The sequence below is a fragment of the Geobacillus vulcani PSS1 genome, from assembly GCF_000733845.1.
GTDB lineage: Bacteria > Bacillota > Bacilli > Bacillales > Anoxybacillaceae > Geobacillus > Geobacillus vulcani.
The window spans coordinates 2184495-2204349 of the sequence record NZ_JPOI01000001.1 but is presented as its reverse complement, the minus strand read 5'-3'; the positions used below and the strand labels follow the sequence as shown (position 1 = coordinate 2204349).

Below are 19855 nucleotides of genomic sequence, written 5' to 3'. Positions count from 1 at the left end.
CATGTTCCTTTCATGTTCGCTGATGCTCTTCGAGGAGCCGGCGGATATGATCCATAATGTAATCGGCCGCTTCTTCCGGGCTCGCTTTCCGCGCGCGCAGCGGCGCCATATCGATCGGCGCTCCGTACACAACCTTAAGCGGCACAAACGGACGGTACGGGCCGACAATGGCGCACGGGACAACGGCGGCATCGGTGCGCAAAGCGAAAAAGCCAACGCCGGGCAGCGCCTTTTTCAGTCGGCCGTCTTTGCTGCGCGTCCCTTCCGGAAAAATGCCGAGCACTTCGCCTTGCTTCAGCACCTCAAGCCCGGTGCGCAGCGCCTGGCGGTCGTTCATGCCGCGCTTGACCGGAAAGGCATGCAAGCTTCTAACGAGTGTTTTTACGACCGGAGCACGAAACAGCTCTTCTTTCGCCATAAACCGAATCGGCCGCGGCGCCGTGATGCCGATGACCGGCGGATCTAGGTTGCTGATATGGTTGGCGCAAAGAAGCACGCCGCCTTCCTTTGGAAATTGTTCAATCCCGATCGTTTGAATGCGGTAAAAAGGGGTGAGCACTCCCTTGACGATCCCCTTGGCGAATGAATAAAAGTCCACCGTCATCCAATCCTTTCGTTGACAATCTCCATAATCCGCTCCACCACTTCCTCAACTGACAGCGATGTCGTATCGATTTCCACCGCATCCGGCGCCTTGCGGAGCGGGGCTGTCTCTCGTTCCGAATCGAGCCGGTCGCGGCGAGCGATCTCTTCTTTCAGTTTTTCGAGATCGGATGGAAAGCCGCGGGCGAGATTTTCCTCATGCCGGCGCCGTGCTCGCTCCTCGACCGAAGCCTTCAGGAAAATTTTTACTTCTGCATTCGGCAGCACATGCGTCCCGATATCGCGCCCGTCCATGACGACGCCGCCCCCTTCCGCCAAGGCGCGCTGGCGGGCGACCATCTCCTCGCGTACAAGCGGATGCTTCGCGACAAGCGACACCGCATTCGTCACCGCCTCGCCGCGGATGATGTCGGTCACATCGTCGCCATTGACTAGAACGATCTGCCCATGCGGCGACGGCTTCAGCTCAATTGACGTATCGCGAAGCAACGACAGGAGCGCCTGTTCATCATGGATGTCGACGCCGCATACAAGCGCCCGATACGTCAGCGCGCGGTACATGGCGCCGGTATCGATGTATACGTAGGAAAGCCGTTGAGCGATCCGTTTGGCGACCGTGCTCTTCCCCGCCGCGGCGGGTCCATCGATCGCGATGCTGATTCGTCGTTTCATCATTTCCTCCTGTTTTGCTGAAAATGGCTTGATCAGTGCACAAAGAAAAATGCAGGAAAACCCTGCATGTCTCCATGTTCATTGTACCATATCCGCCGTCAGCGGTCGACGGCCGTTTCAACTGTTTTCGTTTTTTCCGGCTTGGCTACACCTTCGTATTCATACACCTTGCCGATATACAACGCCGCTGGCGTGTACAACACAAGCCATTGGGCGATCAACAGACAAATCGCCTGGATGACGACAAGCTTCCACAACATCTGTTCGACCCGTTTCATGGCGCAAACCTCCTGCTTCCCGTTGTGTCTAGCAGTATTCCACGCCCCAAACTCATTTATTCTGTTCGTTCTCCCATTTTTTCTCCTCAAGCTGCCGTTCAAAGCTGTAGCGAATGAGCCGGACGCGGTCTTGAGGGGCGAGGTCTGTGAACTCCACCGACAGTTTCGCTATGCCGCGCTCGTCATTAACGATGCGCACAATCGACGCCTTCGTTTGCACGTAATGGTATTCGCCGGAGCGCATCGCCAACGCGAGCCAGAGCTCGACCGCCATGCCGGGGCGAAGAAGCGAAGCGTGCGAGGGCGGCACAAGGAGGGCGGCGCCGCCGGCGCTGATATCCACCGTCATCGTCGTAAATGGGGCGAACTCGCCGTCAGACGGATGGACGGCCGCATCGACATTCGCTTTCACCCGAACATAACGGCGGCGCTGGATGCGCACGACGTATTCCTCGCCCGGGTAAGCCAAGACGACCATCGGCAGCGGATCGCGGATTTTCCCCTTCACTTCGGTATCAAAGATGTATAAACCGCCGTCTTGCCCGACAAAACTCGCTTTAAACTGCATCCCGTTCAACAAATAAACCGTCTTTCCACTCTGTTCATCGATCGGATAACTGATATGAACCGCCCCGTCGGCGATGGCGAGCGCTTTGCTGCGGTATTGCCGCGCTGAGCCGTCCGACGGCTCAAGCCGGATCGAATCTCCGATTTTGATCATCATGTTCCCTTTCCCCTTTTCAGTCAGCTACCGAACTGACGATCGTTTCGCTGACCCGCATGATGTCCCATGACGATTATACCATACCGCCCGGCTGCCTTTGACCAAAAAAAGAGGAAAAGCCGACAGTCCCAGCTTTCCCTCCCTTGTTTTCAACCGTAATTCGGCTCCACGCTTTCGAGTTTCTCGACTTTTTCTTCCAGACCGGTTGCGGCGTTAATGAACAGTTGATACGTTTCATCGCCCAGCGTTCCTAAAAACTCATAGCAAAGCACCGGTTTTTGCAAATCGCTCATAATGACCGCCTGACGCTCTTCCATCACTTTCAAATGTGGGTTTAACCTTTTCTTCGCCGCCTCGACGGTGAGCGTCGGTTTTGGCAGCGGACGCGGAATGGATGATGACAAATAGTCGCGCGCTGTAAAGCCGACGACATGGCCGTTGTCAAGCGCCACTTTCATTTGGATCGCTTCCGGGTAAATGCGGACGCCGTTTTCGTTTTTGACAAACGTCAGCATAGCGACATTATCGTATTGCGTGCTGTCGTACAACTCAAAGCCGGTGAACTTGTGCCGTTTCAAAAACGCCATTCCGCGGTTGGCCGCTTCATGCAAGCCGATCTTCGGCTTGCCGACCGGCCGGCTGTTTAACGCCCAAATCGGATACCCGCCGTTTTTCGTCACATCCATATAAATGTCGCCTTTTGTTTTCGGATCGTGAATCGTCAAACTATAAAATCGTTCGTCCGCCCCTTTGCCGCTTTCCGTCACCTTGATGTTCTCTGTTCCCTTTAATCCAAGAAACTCGCGGGCGATCCGTTTGGCTTCCGCTTTGGAAATCGGGCGTCCTTTCGCGCGGACAAAGCCTTTTTCCTCATTGGCAAGACCGATGAACGACGGGCCGAACTCGGACGAACTTGAGAATGTATCAACATTTTTCTCCACCGCTTTCAAGCCGTCAATAATGATGTTGTCGCCTTTCTCGTCGTTCGTCGCCAGCGCCAGTTCGACGTCCATCCAGCGCAAATTGTTTTCTAAGACTAAATGCTGCACGTTGCGCAACTCTTGGCGGATCGCGCCGGCGCTTTTGTACAACGCCTCGAGCGTCTTGTACTCTTCCTCCGTCAACGGCTCTTTTTCCAAATCGCGCACGGCCGTCCGGTAGCTGAACTCGCCGATTTTCGATAAAAACTCTTGCGTCTTGTTAAACGGCAAAAGTGACAGCGGCAGCTGGCCGACGTCGGAATGGGCTTCAGACGCGATTTTCCACACTTCGGCGAGCGCCGGCGACAACGAGGCGTGCGAATTCATCGCCAGCGTCGCTCCAAGCTTGTCATGCAGCAAATCGATCTGGTAGGCCAAATCGTGGAACGCGCGCTGGTAATTGTTTTCCGCATGAATTAAGATCGCGTTTTTTTCCTGATGCTCGCGGTAGCCCCAGTAACCAGTGCCGACGACAGCGATGACAAGCGCCGCAATCAGTAAGTTTCGCACCATCTCGTCTCCCTCCTGTTATTTGCAGAAAATATGGTTTCCAATCCGCTTGATTTGCGGGCGGCTCCAAATCCAAGCGCTCGTCGCCGTGGCCGGGTTAAAGTAGTAAATCGCTCCGCCGGTCGGATCCCAGCCGTTGATCGCATCAAGCACCGCTTTTTTCGCCGTTTCATTCGGTGTCAGCCAAATTTGCCCATCGGCGACCGCTGTGAATGCACCGGGCTGAAAAATGACCCCAGCAACCGTATCCGGGAATGACGGATGCTTCAGCCGATTTAAAATAACGGCGGCAACCGCTACTTGCCCGATGTACGGCTCCCCGCGCGCTTCCCCGTAAACGGCGTTGGCCATCAGCCGAATATCGTTTTGCGAAAACCCTTTCGGCACGTTCGACGCCGTCGTTTTCGCCGCCCGCACTGAACCCGCTGAACCGCCGCGTTTTTTCACCTGCTGGCTGAGCGGAATGCCGCCGTAATGGGTGAAATCGTTCCCTTGGCGAATTTGCTCTTTCACAAACTGCTCGTAATATTTTGAAGCGTTCACAAGCTTCCGTTTCGTCTCCGATCCGGCTAGTCCATCGACCGGCAAGCCGTATTCGTATTGGAAATTGCGCAGCGCCCAATACGTGCGCCAGCCAAACACACCGTCAATTTTGCCGTTGTAAAACCCAAGGTATTGCAGCCGCGCCTGCAGCTCAATGACATCATCGCCCACCGCTCCGCGCTGAATCACTTGCGGGGAAAACGCTGAAGCATGGCCTGATGGGTACATGCATGTCCAAACAGCCAATGCGATGAATAGGACCCATTTCCTTGCCATATGTGAACCTCCCGTCAACACTCACCGTTTTTACCCCTATTTTCCTTCCGTTTCCCTTTTTTATGCGAAAAAAAGAAAAAAGCCAAAGCTTTTACGCTTGGCTTTTCGCAGGCGGCACCGCCTGGCAGCGGGCGTATCCTTTCGCTTGTTTTACTTTGCGCAACGCCACCCACCATAAGGAGAGCATAAACACCCCCATGTAATAGCCCCATCGCTCTTTGGCGAGCAACAACCAGTCATAGACGCCATGAAGGAAAAACGGCAACAAAAACGACGCCCATAAATAATAGCGGCGCTTTTTTGCAGCAAACTTCGCCTTGCCGAAATAAAACCCCATGATGACGGAAAAGAGCGCATGACTGGACACCGGCAAAAGCGCCCGGGCAATGGCCGTCTCCACTCCGTTGGCCAATAAGTACAAAATGTTTTCCAGCGTCGCGAATCCGAGCGAGACGCTGGCGCTGTACACAATGCCGTCATACGGCTCGTCAAATTCGTCGTGGTCATACACAAAAAAATAAATGACAAACCATTTGACAAACTCCTCAAGGAGCGCGGCGGAAAGAAACGCCTCAGCTGCCGGCGACGCGACAATCCCTTCTGCCGCCAGCACGTATTGGATGAACATGATCGGAAACACAAGCAAAACGCCGAACAAAAACATGCGCAACACAAACGAAAGCGGCTCAGCCTCATACTCGTCTTTTAAATAAAAATAACTAAGCAGCGCCACCCCGGGGGCGACGCCGGCGGAAATCAACGAAAACATCCCCGGTCCCCGTTTCTTTGTCATTTTACTTCTATCTTAATCTTTCACTAAGTATAGTCTATCACATTTTTAGTGATACAAAAAAACGATTCCTCCCCCGCTTCCTCCCTTCGGTCGTTGAAGTGTGGGCCTCCTCGCCAAAGACGATGAAACGAGGGAGCAAAAAAGAAAAAATCGATTAATAAGCAAACAAACGATCGAAATCGGCGTCAGCAGCGAGGGCGACAGCAAGCTTGATGCGCGCTTTTTTCGCATCGTAGTCGCTGCCAAGAATGACGCCTTTTTTATGCAAATCATAGGCGCTGCCGAGGTAATCGTACGTTGTATACACCGCCCCTTCCTCGGCGCTCGTCGTCACCACGACTTTGATGCCCACTTCAATGGCTTTGACGATTTCATCGACCATTTTGGGCGCCACTTGTCCGCGGCCGACCCCTTCGAGCACGATGCCAGCGACTCCGCTTTCCCGGGCGGCTTTAATGAACTTGCCGTCCGCCTCCAAGTAGCATTTCACAATGTCCACCGGCGGAAGCGGGCGCACAAGCTTGTAATATTCGCGTCGGATCGGCTTTTGATACACGTACACCTCATCGTTGTCAATGATGCCCAAATAGCCGAAGCCGAAAGCGTTGAATCCTTGAATATTCGAGGCGTGTTCTTTTTTCACGTATTTCGCAGCAAAAATGCGTTCATTGAACACAACAACCGTCCCCGCCCCGCGCAGCGTCTCGGCGCACGCGGCGTAAATCGCATGGCGGATATTGATGTACACATCGCTGCCCAAATCAGACGGCGCCCGCTGCGAACCGGTGACGACGATCGTCCGCGGATCATCGATCGTCAAATCAAGAAAATAGGCCGTTTCTTCGAGCGCATCTGTTCCGTGAGTGACGACGATGCCATCAACGGTTGGATCGGTGAAATGCGCCTCAATCCGTTTTTTCAGCTCAAGCCAATGCGAAAACGTCAAATGCATGCTTGGCAATTGAAATACGCTTTCCACGATGATTTCAATTTCTTTCGGCAAATGGCACAGCGCCGCGAGTTCTTCGCCGCTTAGCGCCCCCGCCCGCAGGCGGCCGGAACGTTCGCTCCGCTTGCTCGCAATCGTGCCGCCGGTTGTCAGAAGCACCACTTTCCGTTTCGTCACGCAAGCCACCCTCGCTTTCTCTCTTTAGCATCATTACACAAAGTGTTGATTATCTATTTATTTTACTAAAAAACACCACATCATATGGCTGGATACACGCTTTTCTGCCTCTTCCCTCGAACAAGAACGCCGGCGGGCCAATGGAATGTGCCCGCAAAACGTTCATTGTTCGAAGAGGGGGCGCCTTCATATGCCCTGCCCAGTCGGCCAGCGAACCGCTTGCCGACTACGGCAGAAAAGCTGGGAACAGAGCCCTCTTAATTGGTTTTTATTGATTCATCAACGCGCCTGACATCATTAAGGTATTGGCCAATGAAGCACTACTGCAGCTGCTTGGGTGACGCCTCCCGCTCACGCTTGGCGATGCAGGTAGCGATGCGACCCCCATGAAAACGGCCGTTTTCGATAAAAATCTCGTTCGCATCGTTGCCGGCGGCGATCACTCCGGCGATAAACACCCCCGGCACATTTGTTTCCATCGTCTCCGGATCGTAATGCGGCCGGCCGCTTTCCGGATCGATCTGCACCCCGATGTTCATCAAGAAGCGATGATCTGGATGATAGCCGGTCATGGCAAACACAAAGTCGTTTTTGATTGTTTTCGTTTCCCCGTCCACTTCATACACGACCGCCTCTTCGGTAATTTCTTTCACATGAGCGCGAAACTCCATGCGGATGACTCCTTTCTTTACAAGGGAGTCAAACTCCGGCAAAATCCACGGCTTAATGCTTTTCGAATACTCGTTTCCACGGTACAGCACCGTGACGCGCGCCCCGGCTTTTACGAGCTCCATCGCCGCGTCGACGCTCGAATTTTTCCCGCCGATGACGACGCAGTCGGTGTTGAAGTACGGATGCGCTTCTTTAAAGTAATGCATCACTTTCGGCAGTTCTTCCCCTGGCACGTTCATATAGTTCGGATGGTCGTAATAGCCGGTGGCGATGACGACATATTGCGCGCGGTACGTCCCTTTTGTCGTTTCAATGAAAAACGTTCCGTCTTTCTGCGGCTTGACGGCTTTCACTTCTTCAAACGCATGGACGCGCACTTGCTTGCGAACGACGACTTCCCGATAATAAGCAAGCGCTTGATTTCGCGTCGGCTTCCGATTCTCCGTGATAAACGGCACGCCGCCGATCTCCAGCCGGTCGCTCGTGCTGAAAAACGTCTGATGCGTCGGAAAACGGTAAATCGAATGGACGATGTTTCCTTTCTCGATCACCAGCGGCGAAAATCCAGCGTCTTGCAAAGCAATCGCCGCCGCCAGCCCGCACGGCCCGCCGCCGACAATAATAATTTTCTCCTCTTTCACCATTCTTGCCACCTCGCACGAAGCAAAAAATCCCCTATCTTATGATAGGGGATTTCGCGAAAGCTTGCAAACATCGGCGCTTGCTGCGCTCACACCCAGCCGCGGAACCGGCACGCTTCCGCCATTTTGCGAACGCCGACCATGTAGGCGGCAAGGCGCATGTCGACGCGGCGCGTCTGCGCCATTTCATACACGTTGTTGAACGCCTTGACCATCACTTTTTCAAGCCGCTGTTCCACTTCTTCTTCCGTCCAATAGTAACCTTGGTTGTTTTGCACCCATTCAAAGTACGACACGGTGACGCCGCCAGCGCTTGCCAACACGTCCGGAACGAGCAAAATGCCACGTTGCGTCAAAATTTCCGTCGCCTCGAGCGTCGTCGGTCCGTTCGCCGCCTCGACAACGATGCTCGCCTTGATGCGTGGAGCATTTTCCGCCGTAATTTGGTTTTCGATGGCCGCCGGCACCAAAATGTCGCAATCAAGCTCAAGCAGCTCTTTATTCGAGATCGTATTTTTAAACAGCTTCGTCACCGTGCCAAAGCTGTCGCGCCGTTCCAGCAAATAGTCGATATCGAGCCCGTTCGGATCGTACAGCGCGCCGTACACATCGGAAATGCCGACGACTTTCGCCCCGGCGTCATGCATAAATTTCGCCAAATAGCTGCCAGCGTTGCCGAACCCCTGCACGACGACGCGCGCCCCTTTGAGCGACAAACCGCGTTTTTTCGCCGCCTCGCGGATGCAAATGGTCACTCCTTTGGCCGTCGCCGTTTCCCGGCCGTGCGAACCGCCGAGGACAAGCGGCTTCCCGGTGATGAAACCGGGCGAATCGAACTCGCGGATGCGGCTGTACTCATCCATCATCCACGCCATAATTTGCGAGTTGGTAAACACATCCGGCGCCGGAATGTCTTTCGTCGGTCCGACGATTTGGCTGATGGCGCGCACATAGCCGCGGCTTAGCCGCTCGAGCTCGCGGAACGACATCGTGCGCGGGTCGCAGACGATGCCGCCTTTGCCGCCGCCATACGGCAAGTCGACGATGCCGCACTTTAAGCTCATCCAAATCGACAGCGCTTTCACTTCGCGTTCCGTCACATCAGGATGGAAACGCACGCCACCTTTCGTCGGGCCGACCGCATCGTTATGCTGCGCGCGGTAGCCGGTAAAAATTTTCACCGACCCGTCGTCCATGCGCACCGGAATGCGGACCGTCAACACGCGGATCGGCTCTTTCAACAGCTCATACACTTCTTCCGGGTAACCGAGCTTTTCCAACGCTCTATGTATAACAATTTGTGTCGACGCCAACACGTCGTATTGTTGTTCTTTCTCTTCCGTATGCTTGTCGGCTGCCATACGTAAACCTCCTATAAGCTCGCTATAATAATTTGTCGCCTTTCATGTCATAGTATACACCTTCTGTGGCCGGATGCAAAGGAAAAATGGCGAAGCGGCGTCAAACAGTCGGCGCAAAAAAATAGACTCCTTGTCCATTTCAAGGAGCCTTTCTATACCTTTAATTGGCGCGGAAATAACGAACGAGCTGTTCGATCGCGCGGCGTTCAATCAGCCGCTTCCCATATTCTTGCACACGATGTATCGTTATCGTAGCCGGGTTGCCAAACTCGGCCAGCAAGGCGACAAAGTTGTCGAGCGGAATCGGGGGTTCTTCGGGAACATGCAAGTAAAAGCGGCCATGATAGGAATAGAGCGTGCCGTCGAGGCAACCGACCGCATGCAGGCGATGAGCGAGCTGGATGACATCTTCAAACGTTTGGAATTCGTAAAATATGTCATCGCTCTCATCGAGCGTTACTTGCATTTCGATATAATCGTCGGCGAATTCTTCTTCCATGTCGTCGTAGTCGCCTTCGTTCGTAACGATAACGACCATGCCCTGCGCCGGTAAAGAGTACACTTCGACCGCGATCGATCCGTTCACTTCAAAACCGAGCTCTTCGCTTGCTTCCTCGATCATATCGCGGAACAGCTGATGGACTTTAAACGTGTCTTTCCATAAATCGTCTTTCGTCAACCCGCGGTCCAGCAAATCGTCAAACGTCAGGAAAATTTTGATTTTGTTGTGGGTCAAGCGCTCAAGACGCATCGGCACCCCTCCTTACCTACAGAGCCATCTCTTACCGTTATTGTATGTCGCAAGCGGCAATTGGTTCGTTTGTTGTTATTAATGAGTTTACATCGTTTTCCCCGTTTTAGACAAGCATTTTTTCTCGGCTGCCGGCTTTCCGGGCACAATCGTGATGAGATGAGTCTCTGCCGGGGCTCCGAGGCGAAGCGGCACCCCGGTCGTCCCGTAGCCATTGCTCGTCAACAGCGCGGTGCTGCCGTGCCATTTGAGCCCTCCTTTTTCATACAATCCAAGCGAAAACAACCGGATCTGCCCACCGTGGGTATGGCCGCTCAACACGAGCGAAATGCGCTGTTCGTCTCTTAAGCGGACGATGATCGCCGGATTGTGGCAGGCTAAAATCCGCAATGATTGTGGCGGCACGCCTGCAAGCGCCCGATCGATATCCGCCTCCTTCCGACTCACGTCGCCGACGCCGATGAGCGCGATCGGCACGCCGCCATGCTCCCATACTTTCGCCTCGTTTTTGAGCACATGCACGCCCTCTTCCAAAAGCAATGAGCGAAGATCGTAACCGACTTCGTCATCATTGTTTCCCCAGACAAAATACACGGGAGCGACCGCTTGCAACCGGCGCACATTTTCGCGGACGCGCGCTTCGGGCACCCCTCTTTCGGCCAAATCCCCGCCAATGACGACGAGATCGGCCTTTCCTTTCACTTTTTCCAGCATGCGTGCCGAAATGATCCGCCGATGAATATCGGAAATAAAAAAAATCGTCAGCGGCGGCCAATGTCCAGAAAAAGAAGGGAACGGCAGCGTCACATGACGGATCCGGCTGCTGTGCGCTTCTTTCCACATATAGACAAGCAAAAGCAGAATACCCGTGATCACTCCCCCGATGACCATACTTCCTCCTGCTAAAGCCGGCCGTCTTCGGGCAGCCGGCGTCCTCTTAACATCATCATACCATAAAAGAAGGAAAAAACGAAAAAAAAATGCCGCCAATCGCCAATGGAATCGAAACGCCCAATAAAAATGGCCGAGCGCCGCCAAACTGAGCATCCATTCGCCGAGGCGAACCTTTCGGCCGGACAACAAATGCATCGCCCCGGTTACAGCGATGCAAAGAAGCATCCCATTGGCAGCGACGCCGAGCAAAAAACAGGCAAAAGCAAGCCATGTTCGAAGCGGTGAAAACAACAGCTGCGTCCAAAACAAGGTTGGGGAAAACGGCTTAAGCGGCGGCAGCCAGCGAAAAAACAAATGTGTGCATAAAATGGCGGCCATGGCGGTCACCCATAGGCGGCCCATGTTTTCCCCCCATTTTCTTTTTTGTCCCCATCGCCCTTGACGACTCTTCCTCACCTTTGGCGGGTATTGGTCAAGGGCGAATCCAGCCTTGAGCATCCCTGCGATACTCAATGGGACGGTCTGTGTGGAGTTTTCATAAAACGTTTCGCTGCCTTTTCATCTTAACGATTCACCATGACAAACAGGCATGAACGGCATCGCCCCATCATACATATAGACTGAACTTTGCCAAAAAGGAGGGGTTGTATGTTTACAACGCGCAAACAATATGAGCCGTACATCAGCCCGTTTGACCCGTGCCCGCCGATCCGCGTCAAAACGTACGTCACGGCGCCGAATTTATACGTCGGCTTCCAACCGCCGAACTTACCGCAATTTCCGCTTCGCGAAGCGCTAATGAAAGGAACGCTTTGGCAAGTGTTTTACGATCCATATTACAGCCCTTACGAAACAAAGGCAAAAGGTGATGGCTCATGAAACAAATGCCGAAAGAGTATTACGAGCAGCTTGAGGAGCTGCAAGCGGTCGACTTTGCCCTCGTTGAACTGACGCTCTATCTGGACACCCATCCAAACGACTACCAGGCAATTCAACAATTTAACCAACTCGCGCAAAAGCGAAAGCAGCTGAAAAAACAGTTTGAAGCTGCCTATGGTCCGCTTGAGCAGTTTGGCCATAGCTATTCCAATTACCCATGGAACTGGGACGACGCGCCGTGGCCTTGGCAAGTGTAGCCGGCCCATTACGAATGCAAGGAGGAACAGATCATGTGGATTTATGAGAAAAAGCTGCAGTACCCAGTCCGCGTCAGCACGTGCAACCCGCGGCTGGCGAAATATTTAATTGAACAGTACGGCGGGGCAGACGGAGAACTGGCCGCTGCGCTTCGTTACTTAAACCAGCGTTATACACTCCCGTCAAAAGTGATCGGATTACTGAACGACATCGGCACCGAAGAGCTCGCCCATCTCGAAATGATCGCGACGATGGTGTATAAACTGACGAAAGACGCAACGCCGGAACAGCTGAAAGAAGCTGGGCTGGAGCCGCATTACGTCGACCATGAACGCGCCCTCTTTTACCATAACGCCGCCGGCAATCCGTTTACGGCGACATACATTCAGGCGAAAGGCGACCCGATCACCGACTTGTATGAAGACATCGCCGCCGAAGAAAAAGCGCGCGCCACGTACCAATGGATCATCAACATGAGCGATGACCCGGATTTAAACGACGGACTCCGCTTTTTGCGCGAGCGGGAAATCATCCATGCCCAACGATTCCGGGAAGCGGTCGAAATTTTAAAAGAGGAACGCAGCCATAAAAAAGTGTTCTAGTCGAATGAGCCGGCCACGGTCTCCCGCTCAGCTTTGTTCATAATAAAGATTGATATCGTATTCCCGTTTCATCCATTCAAAAAGCCGATGACGCCGACTCCATTGTTCCTCATCTTTCCATAAATCGATGCTTTTTTGAATGATTTCACAGCGAAGAGCGTGAAAGTCGTCTTCCGCCTTTTCGCTTTTTCCCTTGTAATAGACAGCCGCCCAATAAACGGTGCCTAGAAGAAGCAGAATGAACACATGGGCCGGCGCGGCGAAAAACCAGGCGATCCGCTCGCCCCATGTTTCAAAAGCCGCCGCTTTGGCCAAAAGATAAAGAAGGAAAATGGCCAAACCGGAAAACGCGGCCGCCTGCAAGAGCAGCACCCGCTTTTCAAACCGCTCCCATTTTTTCTTTTTTTCAATAACCGCAACCAGCATTTCTTTCGCCACTTCATCGATGGGAAACTCATCCGGGAAATGGACCATCTCCTCTCCCCCTTGTCCCATTTCTATTGTCCATCATATGCCGCAGACGGTGGCGTTAGAACAAAAAGCTGAGGGCAACGGATAATATTGGATCAAAAAGGCGTCCCGCTTACTGTTCGCCGCGAAGCGGGATGCGCAGTGTTTGCCCCGGCTGAAGGCGGCCGGTCGATAGGCCGTTTTCCTTTTTAATGAGATCAATCGCATCAGGCGTGCCGTAATATTTCATGGCGATGCTGTAGAGCGTTTCATTAGCGGCGACGACATGGGTGATGATTTTTCCTTGTTCATCATCAGTCTTTCCCCATTGGTCAGTCTTTTCCCAACCGCTGACGTTTCCCCGATCGGCGGCGCTCTTTTGCTTCGGTTTGGCCGCCTGTTCTATCCCCTTGACTTCGTCGTCTCGAATAATGCGCACCGTCTCTCCCCCTCTTTCTTCATGACGGACGACCGTCACAGAGCCCGACTTCGATTGGACATGATGGATCGTCAACACAGCCGCCGGCAAGATCAAAAACAAGAACAGAAGCAGACGAGACGGAACGTATTTTCGCTTTTGCTCTTCTTTTTTTCGCCGCCGTTTAATACGCGATGACGGTGTGCTCTCGTCCAACCTCAGGCTCCGCCGCGTCCGGCGCTCCTCTGCCCTTCCCATGGCTTCACTCCTCTCCCGACCGAATATGCAACGCAAGCACGAAATCGATCAAAAAGTGCGCGGTGATGGTCACCCATAAGCTTCCGGTTTGCTCATACAACATGCCGAGAAACAAACTGACAAGCATCACCATGAGAAACAAAAACCATTTTTCCAAATATCGAACATGCAACAAGGCAAACACGACGCTTGCCGCCCAAACCCCCCAATGTGTCTGCACAACGCCGCGAAACAGCCATTCTTCCGTCGCAGCGATGAGCGCGCATAAAAAAAAGAGATGCGGAATCGAGCGGCCGCGGAATATTTTTTCGTTCACCCCGCCGTCGTCATGCCAATCATCCGGCAAATAGCGCATGGCCAAAAAATCGACTCCCAGCACGAGCGCCGCCCCGCCCGCTCCGTATAACAGCACATCGGTGAGATCAAACCGCCAAAGCCGGCGCCACTCCGCCCCATCGAACAAAAAGAGCGAACAGCCGCCGGCGGCAAGAAGCAGCAACCCTTGCGTGACATAAAGGTGAAAAAGCACCTCGCGCTCCGTCATCTGCTGGATTTGTTCACTTTGCCGCTTCATTCGTCCGTCCCTCGCCAAAAAGCATGTCCCATAACTCCTCGCGCCAATGGCGAACCGGCGCCGCCTCCGGACGGCGGACGGCTCGTTCATAGCCGTCAAGCGATAGCCCGCAGCGATCGCAGCAGACATCCCGCCGACCCGTCAACTCCTGTCCAAACGCGCGGACAAGCGCCTGACGCCGGCACGAAGACAAGTGCACCCATGCATCCATTTCCTGCAGTTTTTTCCGCTTCCAGCGCCGCCGCACCTCGATGGCGGCTGCCATCTTGCCGTACAGCCGCTCTTTCGCCTCCGCTGTCAGCCAACCAGGCATCGCTCGTTGTCCCTGTTCTAAAAAATACGCCAACAACCGCTTTTGTATGTCGGTGAATCCGGCATCCTCGAGCGCCGCCATCGCCGCTTCCCATCCTGCTCCTTCCGGCAGCCGCCGACACCACTCACGCAGCCCGCGCGGACTTAGCAGCTCCGCCTCCGCCACCGCCTGGGCAATGGCCCGGTCGCCGTCCGCATAAAATAACACAGCAAGGCTTGGCGCTCCGTCACGCCCCGCACGCCCGATTTCCTGCACGTACGCCTCGAGCTGGGCCGGCATATGAAAATGAAACACAAACCGGACGTTTTCTTTGTTCACGCCCATGCCGAATGCGCTTGTGCAACAAACGATGTCCAGCTGGTCATATAAAAACTGTTGCTGTACGAGCAACCGCTGCTCCCCGTCCATGCCGGCATGGTAATAGGCGACTCGCCCCGCGCCGCACTGTTCGAGCTGGCGCGCCATCTGTTCCGCCCATTGACGGCTCGAAAAATAAATGATTCCCGGGCCTTCGAGACGCTTGGCATAATCGGTCAAACGCACCGCTTTGTCCTCCGTTGATGAACAATGCTTCACGCACAAGGCGATGTTCGGACGGTCGACGGAATGAATATGGCGGCGGGCGCCATCCATCCCAAGCGTGCGAATAATATCCTCCTGCACCTCGGGCGGCGCCGTCGCCGTCAACGCCAAACACGGCGGAGTCCCGAGTGCGCGCCGGATCTCCCCAAGCTTTAAAAAGTCCGGGCGAAAGTCATATCCCCACTGAGAAATGCAGTGCGCCTCATCAACGACAAAAAGCGAAATGCATACGCGCCGAAGCGCCGTTAAAAATTTGGCCGACTGCAGCATCTCCGGCGACGCATAAATAAAACGAAACGTTTCAAGCGAGGCCAGCGCCTGCCATTTTTCTTCAGCATCAAGCAGGCTGTGAAAAGCAATCACTCGCTTTTCCCCGCGCCGGCGCAGCTGCTCGACTTGGTCCTCCATGAGCGACACAAGCGGTGAAACGATCAGCACACTGCCTTGAAGCAAATACGCTGGCAGCTGATAGCAGAGCGACTTGCCGCTTCCGGTCGGCAGCATCGCCAGCACGTCACGCCCAGCAAGCACATCTTCCGCCACTTCCCGCTGCCCCGGACGGAATGAAGCATGTCCGAACTGCATATGCAGCGTTTTCGTCAACTCGTCCAACGTCCCACTTCCTTTGCCAACACGAGCCGAATTTCAAAATAGCTTACCTTGCCATCAAGCGCCTCGCGAATCTCTTTCAATTTCCGCGTCCTGAGCGCCTGCGCCGCCGCTCGAATGGCCGCCGCCTTTTCATCATCGACAAACGGGGCGATCGAAAAACCGGGCACATTGGCAGCGATTTCGACAAGGTGATCCTCAATCGTGCTTCGCTTCAAGCGGCGAAGCGCGGCAATATCTTCCATCGTTTTTCCTTTCCGCAGCCATTCGTACGTTTTTTGCGCCGATTGTGTCAGCACCGCCGGCGCCAGCCCGCTCATCAATTCGGCCATCATCGAAGCGCGTCCAGCCTCAGCTTCCGCCATGATGTAATGGAGCACGTTGCGGAATTGAAACTGCACGTAGAGCGCGTCTTTTTTCAAATGGGCCGCGATTTGCTCCATCGTCCAACCGATGCGGACCGCGCTCGTCAAACGCAGCGTAAAGATCGCCGCCGCCTCTTCCGAAACCGCCTCAAGCAGCCGGATGAGCTCCTGATACAGCGCCTCGGTCAACATCTGGCGCGATCCTTTGGCAAGCAAGTATTGCTTCACCCATTGAAGCGTCCGCTCGTCGCGGCAAATCGGTGCAAAACGCCGCCCATAGACGAGGTTTGACAATGTCTGCCCGATCAAGGAAAGACGCTGCCAAAACAGCGGTTCCACCTCATGATAGCGCCAGCCGTTCAGATGGCGGGGGAAAAGCGTCGCTTGCTCGGCAAGCCATTCTTCCCCTGCCACGGTCAACGTGTATGTCCGCTGTTCCTCGGATAAAGCGAATCGCTGTTCGACAAGCGCCATTGCCGCCTCCTCGAGCGCTGCCATCGTCACATTCTTCCATGTGCCAAACAGTGGCTCAAGCTGAAACCATTTGCTGTCTTGGAGCGTCTGCGCCGATTTTTTTCCCGAAAATAAATGATACGCCGCCGCCAGCGTCCGTTCGCCGCGAAACTGGCGAAGACACCAGGCAAGCAAAAACGACGCATAACTGTGCTGCATGGCCCTTCCTCCCTGCCTTTATTGTAGCAAAAAAAGCGGGCCAATCGGCAAAAAATCGCGTCGTTGACATTTCCACCACATGATAACAAAAATGAACCTCTCCCACCTACATTCCATTTCGAGGTGGGAGACTTCTCGGTGAATGTGTTAAAGAAGATGCATATGTGTAAAAATACAGGAGAGCGATTTTTTTATTGAAAAGCCGGCCGTACGGTCTTATTATAAAAGTGAAAGTTCATTTCCGAGCAGGCAACACGGAGATGGCCCGTCCGTTTCCAATAAACTTGAGGAGGTTCGATTTTTATGCCAAAGTATACGATTGTGGATAAAGAGACTTGCATCGCCTGCGGAGCTTGCGGCGCCGCCGCTCCGGACATTTACGACTACGACGAGGACGGCATTGCCTACGTCACCCTCGATGACAACCAAGGCATCGTCGAAGTGCCGGAGATTTTGATTGACGATATGATGGACGCCTTCGAAGGCTGTCCGACCGAGTCGATTAAAGTCGCTGACGAGCCGTTTGACGGCGATCCGAATAAATTCGACTGACATTCCCCCTCTTGCCTTGGCGGCAAGAGGGGTTTTTTGATGCCAGCGTGAAAAAATGGCCTATCATAAGTGGCGCATCTTGGGCGAACGTGCTACAATAAGATTGGCTTGTCCGCCTCGCCTGCTAGGGTGGACAAGTTTTCATGTATACATAACCAACAAAGGAGGAACGGGTTATGGCATTCGAAAATAAAATTGTCGAAGCGTTTATCGAAATTCCAACCGGAAGCCAAAACAAATACGAATTCGACAAAGAGCGGGGCATTTTCAAGCTCGATCGCGTCTTGTATTCACCGATGTTTTATCCGGCCGAATATGGCTATTTGCAAAATACATTGGCGCTGGATGGCGACCCGCTCGACATTTTGGTCATCACAACGAACCCGACGTTCCCGGGCTGCGTCATCGACACGCGCGTCATCGGCTATTTGAACATGGTCGACAGCGGTGAAGAAGATGCAAAATTGATCGGCGTTCCGGTCGAAGATCCGCGCTTTGACGAAGTGAGATCGATTGAAGACCTTCCGCAGCACAAACTGAAAGAGATCGCCCACTTCTTTGAACGCTACAAAGACCTGCAAGGCAAGCGGACGGAAATCGGCACATGGGAAGGCCCGGAAGCGGCAGCCAAATTGATCGATGAATGCATCGCCCGCTACAACGAGCAGAAAAACAAGTAATCCGTTCAACACCTCATTTCGCCAGACGCCGTTTTTCTATTTCCGAACAATTTTGCCCATATCGTTTGATATGGGCGCTTTTCTTTTTCCAAACCCGAACATTTTTGATCAAAAAAACGTTTTCATTTGTATGACTTCTTTTTCCCCCATTGACAGAAACCGCTTTCCCGTGTTAAATTATCAGAAATTTAACATCCTTGAAACAGAAAGGGGCACCTACTGTGTTTCGCGTACTCGTTTCTGACGCCATCAGCGAAGAGGGGCTGGCGCCGCTCCGCGCATCGGCGCACATTGACATCGTGCAAAAGAAAGTGAGCGAAGCGGAAGAGGAATTGCACACATTTGACGCTTTGCTCGTGCGCAGCGCCACCAAAGTGACCGAAGAACTATTGGAAAAGATGCCGAACTTAAAAATTATCGGCCGTGCCGGAGTGGGCGTCGACAACATTGATGTCGATGCAGCGACGAAACGCGGCATCGTCGTCATCAATGCGCCAAACGGCAATACGATTTCGGCCGCCGAGCATACCTTTGCCATGATGGCCGCGCTTGTCCGCCGCATCCCGCAGGCGCACATTTCCGTCAAATCCCGAGAGTGGAACCGCTCCGCGTTTGTCGGCAATGAGCTGTTTGGCAAGAAATTGGGCATCATCGGCTTCGGCCGCATCGGTTCGGAAGTCGCCAAACGGGCGCGCGCCTTTGGCATGAGCGTGCACGTGTACGACCCGTTTTTAACAAAAGATCGGGCCGAAAAACTCGGCGTTTCGATTCACTCGCTTGACGAAGTGCTGGCCGTGGCTGACATCATCACCGTTCATACACCGCTCACGAAAGAAACGCGCGGATTGCTTGGCGCGGAAAACTTGGCGAAAACGAAAAGGGGCGTCTATTTGATCAACTGCGCCCGCGGCGGCATCATCGACGAACAAGCGCTCATTCCGTTTTTGGAAAACGGCCATGTCGCCGGCGTCGCCCTCGACGTCTTTGAACAAGAGCCGCCGGGCGATCATCCGTTGCTTTCGTTTGACAATGTGATCGTCACGCCGCATTTAGGGGCGTCAACCGTCGAAGCGCAGCTGAACGTCGCCACCCAAGTCGCCGAAGAGCTGCTCCACTTTTTTGAAGGACGGCCGGTCACCTCGTCGATCAACTTGCCGGCGTTGTCGAAAGACGTCTATGAAAAAATTCAAGCATTCTATCATTTAGGCCGGAAGCTCGGCTTGATCGCCTCGCAGTTTATGAACATCCCGGTGCAAGAGCTGTCGGTCACCTACGCCGGCACGGTCGCCGATCTCGAGACGACGTACATCACCCGCAGCCTGCTTGCCGGCTTCCTGCGGCCGCGCGTCGCCTCAACAGTCAACGAGGTGAACGCCGCCATGATCGCCAAAGAACGCGGCATCACATACGGCGAAAAATTTTCCGATGAAACGCACGGCTATGCGAACTGCATTTCCCTCACCGTCCACGGTGAAAACAAAACGTTCACCATCAAAGGAACGCACGTGCCGAACTATGGCGACCGCATCGTCCACTTTGACGGCGTCGCCATCGACTTTGCCCCAGAAGGACATCTGTTGTACATTCAGCACCAAGACCGGCCGGGAATGATCGGCAAAGTCGGGAACGTGTTGGGGGCGCACGATGTCAACATCGCCACCATGCAAGTCGGGCGGCAACAGGTGGGCGGCAAGGCGATCATGATGCTGTCGCTCGACAAGCCACTTGATGACGAACTGCTCGAATTGCTCGTTAACATCGAAGACATTGAAGCGGCGAAAAAAATCGAAGTATAACAAAGTCATAGAAAAGGAGAACG

At 53.8% G+C, this 19855-nt stretch carries 23 protein-coding genes; 6 read left to right on the top strand and 17 right to left on the bottom strand.

Annotation, left to right across the window (positions count from 1 at the left end):
• Positions 1-10: 10 nt before the first annotated feature.
• The 12 genes from N685_RS0111935 to N685_RS0111880 all read right to left on the bottom strand — a co-directional run bounded on the left by N685_RS0111935 (position 11) and on the right by N685_RS0111880 (position 10821).
• On the bottom strand, positions 11-604 hold the full coding sequence (locus tag N685_RS0111935; protein ID WP_031408646.1) for a lysophospholipid acyltransferase family protein: 594 nt from the start codon (positions 602-604) through the stop codon (positions 11-13).
• Complete coding sequence (gene cmk / locus N685_RS0111930) at positions 601-1275, bottom strand: (d)CMP kinase (protein ID WP_031408644.1); 675 nt, start codon at positions 1273-1275, stop codon at positions 601-603. The genes N685_RS0111935 and cmk overlap by 4 nt, the downstream gene beginning before the upstream one ends.
• A 98-nt stretch (positions 1276-1373) precedes the next feature.
• On the bottom strand, positions 1374-1553 hold the full coding sequence (locus N685_RS0111925) for a YpfB family protein (protein ID WP_031408641.1): 180 nt from the start codon (positions 1551-1553) through the stop codon (positions 1374-1376).
• A 52-nt stretch (positions 1554-1605) separates the two neighbouring features.
• A complete protein-coding gene (locus N685_RS0111920) occupies positions 1606-2274 on the bottom strand; it encodes a flagellar brake protein (RefSeq protein WP_031408640.1) in 669 nt (222 codons plus the stop codon).
• Positions 2275-2426: 152 nt separating this feature from the next.
• Positions 2427-3770 (bottom strand): germination protein YpeB, encoded by a 1344-nt coding sequence (gene ypeB, locus N685_RS0111915; protein ID WP_031408638.1) that lies wholly within the window; start codon positions 3768-3770, stop codon positions 2427-2429.
• Positions 3771-3785: 15 nt separating this feature from the next.
• Complete coding sequence (gene sleB / locus N685_RS0111910; RefSeq protein ID WP_031408636.1) at positions 3786-4586, bottom strand: spore cortex-lytic enzyme; 801 nt, start codon at positions 4584-4586, stop codon at positions 3786-3788.
• A gap of 91 nt (positions 4587-4677) precedes the next feature.
• Positions 4678-5355, bottom strand: a complete 678-nt coding sequence (prsW, locus tag N685_RS0111905; RefSeq protein WP_031408634.1) for a glutamic-type intramembrane protease PrsW — start codon at positions 5353-5355, stop codon at positions 4678-4680.
• 178 nt (positions 5356-5533) lie between these two features.
• Entirely contained in the window at positions 5534-6505 is a 972-nt protein-coding gene (locus N685_RS0111900; RefSeq protein ID WP_031408632.1) for an asparaginase, read from the bottom strand.
• A gap of 320 nt (positions 6506-6825) precedes the next feature.
• Positions 6826-7818 (bottom strand): YpdA family putative bacillithiol disulfide reductase, encoded by a 993-nt coding sequence (locus tag N685_RS0111895; RefSeq protein WP_031408630.1) that lies wholly within the window; start codon positions 7816-7818, stop codon positions 6826-6828.
• Positions 7819-7907: 89 nt separating this feature from the next.
• Positions 7908-9179, bottom strand: a complete 1272-nt coding sequence (locus N685_RS0111890) for a Glu/Leu/Phe/Val family dehydrogenase (RefSeq protein WP_025948501.1) — start codon at positions 9177-9179, stop codon at positions 7908-7910.
• A gap of 160 nt (positions 9180-9339) precedes the next feature.
• Positions 9340-9930 carry a genetic competence negative regulator gene (locus N685_RS0111885; protein ID WP_031408627.1) on the bottom strand — a complete coding sequence of 197 codons (591 nt, stop codon included), beginning with the start codon at positions 9928-9930 and terminating at the stop codon, positions 9340-9342.
• A gap of 87 nt (positions 9931-10017) precedes the next feature.
• Positions 10018-10821 (bottom strand): metallophosphoesterase, encoded by an 804-nt coding sequence (locus tag N685_RS0111880; RefSeq protein WP_031408625.1) that lies wholly within the window; start codon positions 10819-10821, stop codon positions 10018-10020.
• A gap of 651 nt (positions 10822-11472) precedes the next feature.
• On the opposite strand from N685_RS0111880, the gene N685_RS0111875 reads away from it, so the two are divergent.
• From N685_RS0111875 to N685_RS0111865, 3 genes are read left to right on the top strand one after another with little or no spacing between them, the layout of a single operon-like run.
• Positions 11473-11703 carry a spore coat associated protein CotJA gene (locus N685_RS0111875; protein ID WP_031408622.1) on the top strand — a complete coding sequence of 77 codons (231 nt, stop codon included), beginning with the start codon at positions 11473-11475 and terminating at the stop codon, positions 11701-11703.
• Positions 11700-11960, top strand: coding sequence for a spore coat protein CotJB (locus tag N685_RS0111870; protein WP_031408620.1), 261 nt, complete (start codon positions 11700-11702; stop codon positions 11958-11960). Before N685_RS0111875 ends, N685_RS0111870 begins: the two co-directional genes overlap by 4 nt.
• 33 nt (positions 11961-11993) lie before the next feature.
• A complete protein-coding gene (locus N685_RS0111865; protein ID WP_031408618.1) occupies positions 11994-12563 on the top strand; it encodes a manganese catalase family protein in 570 nt (189 codons plus the stop codon).
• Between the two features lie 27 nt (positions 12564-12590).
• On the opposite strand, the gene N685_RS0111860 is transcribed toward N685_RS0111865, so the two are convergent.
• From N685_RS0111860 to N685_RS0111840, 5 genes are all read right to left on the bottom strand, one after another.
• A complete protein-coding gene (locus tag N685_RS0111860; RefSeq protein WP_031408616.1) occupies positions 12591-13037 on the bottom strand; it encodes a YpbF family protein in 447 nt (148 codons plus the stop codon).
• A 109-nt stretch (positions 13038-13146) separates the two neighbouring features.
• On the bottom strand, positions 13147-13689 hold the full coding sequence (locus N685_RS0111855; RefSeq protein ID WP_031408614.1) for a LysM peptidoglycan-binding domain-containing protein: 543 nt from the start codon (positions 13687-13689) through the stop codon (positions 13147-13149).
• Positions 13690-13693: 4 nt separating this feature from the next.
• Positions 13694-14263: a CPBP family intramembrane glutamic endopeptidase gene (locus N685_RS0111850; RefSeq protein WP_031408612.1), complete on the bottom strand. Its 570-nt coding sequence runs from the start codon at positions 14261-14263 to the stop codon at positions 13694-13696.
• On the bottom strand, positions 14247-15770 hold the full coding sequence (locus N685_RS0111845) for a RecQ family ATP-dependent DNA helicase (protein WP_031408610.1): 1524 nt from the start codon (positions 15768-15770) through the stop codon (positions 14247-14249). Before N685_RS0111845 ends, N685_RS0111850 begins: the two co-directional genes overlap by 17 nt.
• Positions 15758-16804, bottom strand: a complete 1047-nt coding sequence (locus N685_RS0111840; RefSeq protein WP_031408608.1) for a helix-turn-helix domain-containing protein — start codon at positions 16802-16804, stop codon at positions 15758-15760. The genes N685_RS0111845 and N685_RS0111840 overlap by 13 nt, the downstream gene beginning before the upstream one ends.
• 303 nt (positions 16805-17107) lie before the next feature.
• Between N685_RS0111840 and N685_RS0111835 the strand changes: the two genes are divergently transcribed.
• From N685_RS0111835 to serA, 3 genes are all read left to right on the top strand, one after another.
• Positions 17108-17356, top strand: a complete 249-nt coding sequence (locus tag N685_RS0111835) for a ferredoxin (RefSeq protein ID WP_011231729.1) — start codon at positions 17108-17110, stop codon at positions 17354-17356.
• A 176-nt stretch (positions 17357-17532) separates the two neighbouring features.
• A complete protein-coding gene (locus N685_RS0111830; protein WP_011231730.1) occupies positions 17533-18036 on the top strand; it encodes an inorganic diphosphatase in 504 nt (167 codons plus the stop codon).
• Between the two features lie 221 nt (positions 18037-18257).
• On the top strand, positions 18258-19832 hold the full coding sequence (gene serA / locus N685_RS0111825) for a phosphoglycerate dehydrogenase (RefSeq protein WP_031408606.1): 1575 nt from the start codon (positions 18258-18260) through the stop codon (positions 19830-19832).
• The last annotated feature ends 23 nt before the right edge of the window (positions 19833-19855 follow it).